The sequence below is a fragment of the Mesorhizobium sp. M7A.F.Ca.CA.004.06.1.1 genome (genome assembly GCF_003999135.1).
Lineage (GTDB): Bacteria > Pseudomonadota > Alphaproteobacteria > Rhizobiales > Rhizobiaceae > Mesorhizobium.
In genome coordinates, this window is sequence record NZ_RZPQ01000269.1 from 1 (window position 1) to 6,958 (window position 6,958).

At 63.4% G+C, this 6,958-nt stretch carries 8 protein-coding genes; 3 read left to right on the forward strand and 5 right to left on the reverse strand.

What is annotated here, in order from left to right:
- Both EN906_RS17220 and EN906_RS17225 read right to left on the reverse strand, forming a co-directional pair.
- Positions 1-999 (reverse strand): glutamine synthetase family protein (locus EN906_RS17220; RefSeq protein ID WP_164777211.1); only part of this gene is annotated, 999 nt, incomplete at its 3' end.
- Positions 1,000-1,010: 11 nt separating this feature from the next.
- A complete protein-coding gene (locus tag EN906_RS17225) occupies positions 1,011-2,390 on the reverse strand; it encodes an aspartate aminotransferase family protein (RefSeq protein ID WP_127266497.1) in 1,380 nt (459 codons plus the stop codon).
- 156 nt (positions 2,391-2,546) lie between these two features.
- Between EN906_RS17225 and EN906_RS17230 the strand changes: the two genes are divergently transcribed.
- Positions 2,547-2,999, forward strand: coding sequence for a hypothetical protein (locus EN906_RS17230; protein ID WP_127266498.1), 453 nt, complete (start codon positions 2,547-2,549; stop codon positions 2,997-2,999).
- 6 nt (positions 3,000-3,005) lie between these two features.
- Here EN906_RS17230 and EN906_RS17235 read toward each other — a convergent pair whose 3' ends face one another.
- Both EN906_RS17235 and EN906_RS17240 read right to left on the reverse strand, forming a co-directional pair.
- Positions 3,006-3,980: a WD40 repeat domain-containing protein gene (locus tag EN906_RS17235; protein WP_127266499.1), complete on the reverse strand. Its 975-nt coding sequence runs from the start codon at positions 3,978-3,980 to the stop codon at positions 3,006-3,008.
- Positions 3,981-4,236: 256 nt separating this feature from the next.
- On the reverse strand, positions 4,237-5,292 hold the full coding sequence (locus EN906_RS17240) for a GTP-binding protein (protein ID WP_127266500.1): 1,056 nt from the start codon (positions 5,290-5,292) through the stop codon (positions 4,237-4,239).
- A gap of 196 nt (positions 5,293-5,488) precedes the next feature.
- On the opposite strand from EN906_RS17240, the gene EN906_RS17245 reads away from it, so the two are divergent.
- Complete coding sequence (locus tag EN906_RS17245; protein ID WP_127266501.1) at positions 5,489-6,220, forward strand: intradiol ring-cleavage dioxygenase; 732 nt, start codon at positions 5,489-5,491, stop codon at positions 6,218-6,220.
- On the opposite strand, the gene EN906_RS17250 is transcribed toward EN906_RS17245, so the two are convergent.
- On the reverse strand, positions 6,184-6,369 hold the full coding sequence (locus EN906_RS17250) for a hypothetical protein (RefSeq protein ID WP_127266502.1): 186 nt from the start codon (positions 6,367-6,369) through the stop codon (positions 6,184-6,186). The genes EN906_RS17245 and EN906_RS17250 overlap by 37 nt on opposite strands.
- A 66-nt stretch (positions 6,370-6,435) precedes the next feature.
- Here EN906_RS17250 and EN906_RS17255 point away from each other — a divergent pair, with 66 nt between their 5' ends.
- Positions 6,436-6,906 carry a MarR family winged helix-turn-helix transcriptional regulator gene (locus EN906_RS17255; RefSeq protein ID WP_127266503.1) on the forward strand — a complete coding sequence of 157 codons (471 nt, stop codon included), beginning with the start codon at positions 6,436-6,438 and terminating at the stop codon, positions 6,904-6,906.
- The last annotated feature ends 52 nt before the right edge of the window (positions 6,907-6,958 follow it).

Consider the following 6,958-nt stretch of genomic DNA (forward strand, 5'->3'; position numbering starts at 1 on the left):
GGATTGCGAGACGAAACGCCGCCAGGAATTGGCATGCGGTGCAAACACCAGCATCGATTCCGCCATGGTCTGGATCAGGCCGCCGAGCCCCTGCAGCAGCGGCAGCGACCAGCTCTCGCCCCCAGCTTCGGCAAAGACGTTTCGGCCGGCCTTGTCCTGCAGCGAAACATGGAAATGCATGCCCGAGCCGGCATATTTCTCGATCGGCTTGGCCATGAAACAGGCGGTGACGCCGTGGCGGCGCGCCTGCGCCCGCACAAGCCGCTTCAGCATGACCAGATCGTCGGCCGCCCGCATCACATCCTTGCGGTAGTTCAGCGTCAATTCGTACTGGCCGGGCGCATATTCGGAAATCACCGTCTCGGCCGGAATGCCTTGCGCCTTGGCCGCGGCATAGATGTCGGAGAACAGCGGCTCCATGCCGTGCAGATGGTCGACCGAATACACTTCGGTCTTGCCCGAGACGCGGCCATCGAGCACCGCGCGCGCCGGCTGCACCTTGCCGTCGGCGTCGCGCTCATTGGCCAGCAGGAAGAATTCGAGCTCGAAGGCGCCGGCCGGATAGAGACCTTTGGCCGCCAGGATCTCCACCTGCCGAGCCAGCGCCAGGCGCGGATCCGACGACATCGGTCGGCCGTCGAGCATGTACATCGCCATCAGCAACTGGCCGCGGGGCGGGCTCGTACCGTAGAGCGGCACCAGCGTGCCGGGGATCGGCCATGCCCTGAGGTCGCCATCACCGGTCGTCCAGATCAGTCCGGTCTCGTGCACATCCTCGCCGGTGATGTCGAGGCCGAGGATCGAGATCGGCATATGGCGGCCGCCCTCGAAGATGCTCTTCAGTTCATGCCGGCGCACGATCTTGCCACGGCCGACGCCATTGGCATCGGTCAGCACGATATCGAAGGCCTCGATCTCGGGATGGGCGCCGAGAAAGGCGTGCGCCTCGGCAGGTGTCGAGCCCGAAGGTGAGGTTATCATGGCGTTGGGGTGGTCCATCGCCGCTTGTCTCATGCCGCAAGCTTCGCCGCAACCGCGCCGAAGGCGGTGATCAGCCGGTTGACCTGGGCAGCCGAGGTCGCCGGCGAGATCAGCATCATGTTGTGGAAGGGTGCGATCAGCACGCCGCGATTGACCAGCGCGACATGGATGGCGGCCTCCAGTTCCGGTGCATGCGCCATTTCCGCCTCGGCGCCATTGCGTAGCGGACCGGGCGCACAGATGAACTCGACACGAGCGCCGACGCGGGAAACATGCCAGGGCAGGCGATAGCGATCGATCACGCCGGTCAGCCCGGCATCGAGCCGCCGCGCCAGATGATCCATGCGGTCGTAGTTTTCCTGCGTCATCACCTCTTCGAGCGTGGCGCGCATCGCCGCGAACTGCAGCGGGTTGGCCGAGAGTGTCGTGCCCATGCCGGAATAGCCCGGCTCCTTGGTCCTGTTGTAATCCGCGTAGCGTGAGGCAACGTCGTCGCTCATGCCCCAGACACTGGCCGGCACGCCGCCGGCGATCGGCTTGCCCAGCACGAAGAAGTCCGGGTCGAGACCATATTTCCTCGTGTAGCCGCCGGGGCCGGTCGAGATCGTGTGCGTCTCGTCGATCAGAAGCAGCGTGCCGGTTTGGCGTGTCAGTTTGCGCAGGGCGTCATGGTAGCCCGGATCGGCCAGCACCATGCAGGAATTGGTCAGCACCGGCTCGGCGATGACGCAGGCGACGTCCTTATCCCTAAGCGCGGCTTCGAGTGCTGAAACATCGTTGAACTCGATGACCTTGGCCGTGCGGGTCAAGTCGCGGAACTCGCCCGCCAATCCCGGCCGGTTGACGGGCTTGCCGTCGATCAGCCGCACCATCGTTTCGTCGACCGAGCCATGATAGCAGCCGTTGAAGACCAGGATTTTTTCGCGGCCGGTGACGGCACGGGCAACACGCAATGCAAAGCGGTTGGCGTCGGTCGCCGTCGTCGCGATCTGCCAGAACGGCAGGCCGAAGCGCTGCTGCAGCAGCGGCCCAATGGCCAGCGCATCTTCCGAAGGCAGCATATAGGTCAGGCCGCGTCCGGCCTGGCGGCGGACGGCGCGAGCCACCGGCGGCGGCGAATGGCCAAACATCGAGCCGGTGTCTCCAAGGCAGAAATCGTCGAGCTTGTTTCCGTCGATATCCGTGATCGTAGCGCCCCTGGCGTTGCCGACCAGGATCGGGAACGGCGTCGGCCAATCGTTCATCCAGTGCATCGGGACGCCGCCGAAGAAGCCGGGCAGGCCGTTGCCGATCTTGGCTTGCGATTTTGGCCGCGCCTTGCGGAAGGCTGCCCCCTCGGCTTCGCGCAAATCGGCAATGCGGTCGCGGCCGATGCCGCCGATGGACGTGTTGGACGTGTCGCTGTGCATGAAAACCCCTCTGGTCGATCCCTCTTAGCCAATCCGTGTCCGCATCCGCAATTGGCCGCGCATCTGCCCTGCGTTGGCTCAGCCTTTGGCGGCGGCGCTTGACCGTGCTGCCGAAGTCAGCGCCAATATGAGCGGGAATTGAGGTGGAGGGGTAAAATGCGAACGATCATGTGTGTGGCAATGCTTCTGTCGTCGGCTGGCGCTGCCTTCGCGTCGGGTGGCATCTGGTGCTCCACCGAGGACACGGCGGCGACATTCGAGGTCGAGGCAGGCGTCACCAGAGGCATGGGCGGGCCGACCTTCAACTTTCGCGGCAACCTCGAAATTCTGAGCCGGCCTGCCGGCGACAGCCTGCGCAAGACGGTGTTCGAGGATTCCAACCTGACGCAGTACTGGCTCGACGGCAAGGAATTGCGGCTGAACATCTATCGCGAGCACGAGGTCGCGCAAAAGATCAATTCGGTCGAACTGACGATCCTGACCAAGACCAGCGACGAAGGCGTCTACGACGGGAGCTATACGCTCGCCGTCTACGACGCCGCGGCGGATACGGACCAGGACGGCAAACCGGTTGAAATCAGCGGCAAGGTGTCGTGCGGAGCGGAGTGAGCGGGGTCAGGCCGTGATATCGATGACGCCGCAATCGCCGGCGGCACTGCCGAAGGCGACCCGGCGTTCTTCCTTGTCCCACATCATCGAGGTGATGGCGCCCTTGCCCGGCCGTCGCAACAGCACTTCCTTGGCGTCGGCAAAACGCACCGCCATCACCATGCCGTCATCATAGCCGACGGCAACGACATCCTGGCTCGGGTGGCAGGCGACAGCCGTCACCATGGCGTTGCCGCGCGTGCCGAGCTCCAGCGGTGCCTTGCCCATGGGACCATCCTTGCCTGAAAACGGCCAGACGATCGCCGCCGGCGCGCCGGAACTCGCCAGCCACTTGCCCTTCACACTCCACGACAGGCTTTTGACCTTGCCGGGATAGCCGGTCATGCGCATGTGCTTGCCGTCGGCGAGCTTCCAGCCGTGCAATGCGTTTTCTTGCATGGTGGTGACGAGGAAGGCGCCATCGGGAGAGAAGGTGATGCCGGTGTGGGCGCCGGCCCATTCAAGCTCCACCGGCTTGCCCTCGGCGGCCGGGAAATGCAGCGTCGCGCCATTGTAGCGGGCGACACCGAAGCGCATGCCCTTGGGCGAGAAGGCCAGCCCCTCGACCGAACGCGGATGGACGAATTCCCTCGTCTTGCCGTCGGCGAATCGCACGAAGGCGGTCTTGCCTGAGGCATAGGCGATGGCGCCTTGAGGCCCGGCGGCAACGCTGGTGATCCACTTCTTGGCCGCGCTTGCCAATTCCGTGACCTCGCCGCCCGCTTTCACGGAAAACACCTTGCCGTCCTCGCCGCCGGTGATCAGCCGGTCATTGGCCGCATCATGGAAGGCGGCAAGCACCCCGTCATTGGCCTGAATTGTCTTGTGGCCATGGTCGAGCCGATGGACGGCGCCGTCGGCCATCGCGAAATGCGGCACGTCGCCGAGGAAGACGGCAGCGATGCAGTGGCCTTCGAGATCAAGCGGGGCGACTGTTGGCATGGGAGATTATTCCATTCGAGATTTATGCTGGTCGTCTAACCTCGCTGGTCGCCAGCGCGGCTGGGTGCGGCCGGCCTTCTCCCCTTGTGGGAGAAGGTGGATCGGCGCGCAGCGCCGAGACGGTTGAGGGGTGGGTGACGGATCTCCGTCAGCGCCAAGCTGGAACACCCCTCATCCGACCGAGCTTCGCCCGGCCACCTTCTCCCACAAGGGGAGAAGGAAGGAGGGGCAGCGCTAGCGCTATAAAGTCTGGAAATCAAGCCGCCTGGCAGGCGTCAAAACTCTTCTTCAGCCGCTCGGCGTCGAGTTCCCTGCCGATGAACACCAGCCGGCTCTCATGCTTCTCGCCGTCCTTCCAGGCGCGCTGGTGGTCGCCCTCGATGATCATGTGCACGCCCTGGATGACATAGCGCTCATCATCGCCCTTGAGCGCGATGATGCCCTTCAGCCGCAGGATGTTGGGGCCTTCCATCTGGGTGATCTTCTCGATCCATGGGAAGAATTTCTTCGGATCCATCTCGCCGCCGCGCAGCGATACCGATTGCACCGTCACGTCATGGATGTCTGAAGCATGAGCGTGATGGTGGTGCCCGTCATGATCATGGTGGTGATGATCGTGGCCATCATGATCGTGGTCGTGATCATGATGATCGTCATGCGCCTCAAGGAAATGCGGGTCGTTTTCCAGCGCCCTCGACAGGTCGAAAGCGCCGCGATCGAGCACCTCGGTCAGGGCGACGCCGGCTCGGGTCGTGCGGTGGATCTTCGCCGCCGGATTAATGGCGCGGATCGTCGCCTCGACCTTGGCGAGCTCTTCTGATGTGACGAGGTCGGTCTTGTTGAGCACGACGACGTCGGCGAAGGCGATCTGGTCCTCGGCTTCCCTGGAATCCTTGAGCCGCAGCGGCAGGTGCTTGGCGTCGACCAGCGCCACCACCGCGTCGAGCCTGGTCTTGGAGCGCACGTCGTCATCCATGAAGAAGGTCTGCGCCACCGGCACCGGATCGGCGAGCCCGGTGGTCTCGACGACGATGGCATCGAAGCGGCCGGGTCGGCGCATCAGGCCCTCGACGACACGGATCAGGTCGCCGCGCACCGTGCAGCAGACGCAGCCATTGTTCATCTCGTAGATTTCCTCGTCGGATTCCACGATCAGGTCGTTGTCGATGCCGATTTCGCCGAACTCGTTGACGATGACGGCGTAGCGCCTGCCGTGGTTTTCCGACAGGATACGGTTGAGCAGCGTCGTCTTGCCGGCACCGAGATAGCCGGTGAGAACGGTTACGGGGATCTGCGTCTGTGCGTCGCTCATGGCTTGCCTCGAATTATCTGGGCCTCGGAAATTCGGCCTGAGAAAAGGGAATGTCGGCTCCATATAGGATGTGCGCCGGGCTTTTGCACGGGGCAAACCGATGGGCCAAACCGGCTTGCTGCATTGCCGAATCGTTGGCGAAAGCCGTTGTGATCGCCTAGATCAGGGCGACAGAGGCCAATTCGAGAGGCAAGATATGTCCGGCAAGCCATCCTCGTTCTCAATGAGCCGGCGCCAGGCGCTCGGTTTGATCGCGGTCACCGCCGGCGGTGGTGCCTTCCTGCCCGCCGCCGCGATAGCAGACCAGACTTCACCCTATGCCGGACTGGCCATGTTCGAAAACGGCGCCGGTGTCTGCACCATCACGCCCGAGGCGACCGAGGGACCGTTCTATTTCGATCCGAAGCTAGAACGCGCCGATGTCACCGAAGGCAAGAAGGGCATTGCCCTTAATGTCCGGCTGCAGGTTGTCGACGCGGGCTGCCGCCCGCTTGCCGGCGCTCGTGTCGACATCTGGCATTGCGACGCGCAAGGCGCCTATTCCGGCTATCCCGGACAGGGTGATGGCCGCGATCTCGACACCTCGGGCCAGACCTTCCTGCGTGGTTGGCAAAGGACCGACGCGAGTGGCATCGTTTCCTTCGCCACGATCTATCCCGGCTGGTATCGCGGCCGCACCACCCACATCCATTTCAAGGTCTTTCCCGACGACAGTTCGGTGATGACCGGACAGTTGTTCTTCCCGGACAGCCTCAGCGAGCAGATTTTCACCGCTGTCGCGCCCTACAACGACCGGTCGGGCGAGCGCGACACCTCGAATGCCGCGGACGGCATAGCCAGGCGGGCCGGACCGCAATCGCAGGCTGCGCTGCGCGAGCTGGAGGATGCCTATCAGGCGCTGATGATCATCGCGGTGAAGTCCGGCTGAGCGGCGGTCACTCCATCACTTTGCTCGCGGCGAAAATTCCGGCTGGGAATTCGTTTGTCATCTAACTGAAATAAACATCTGGCATTAGCCACGGCGGACACCACAATGCTTGCCGGCAAAGCTGTTTGAAGCTCCGGAATCTTTTTCATCGTCGATTGCCAACCGGCCGGCTGCCTCTATGCTGCCCGCACCGGTACGGCCGAAGAGGGATGACCATGGCCAAGGCGGATAAGACTGCGACAATGAGCCGGCTGCATTCGGCGGCAAGGCTGGCAAGAACGGCGCTGGCGGCCCGGCTTCTGGCGCACGGCTTCTATGCCGGCCAGGATCAGATCATGCTGGCGCTCGACCGTGAGGACGGCCAGACGCCGGGCAATCTTGCCGGACGCCTCGGCGTGCGCCCGCCTACCATCACCAAGACAATCAACCGGCTGCAAGCCCAGGGTTTTCTGGAAAAACGCGCCTCCTCGGCCGACGCCCGTCAGGCGCATATTTTCCTCACCGATACCGGCCGCGATATCATCCACGCTATCGAGAAATCGGTGAAGAAGACCGAAAAGCAGGCGCTGAAGGGCCTCGACAAGAAGGACCAGAAGTCGCTGTTCAAACTGCTTGCCCGCATCGAGGCCAACCTCTCGAACGAGGAACTGGTGCTCATCGACGACGACGCCGAATCGGACGACTGACCGGTGGATTGTTGCGGCAGGCGATCAAGCCGCCGCGGCAGAGCCCTGGATC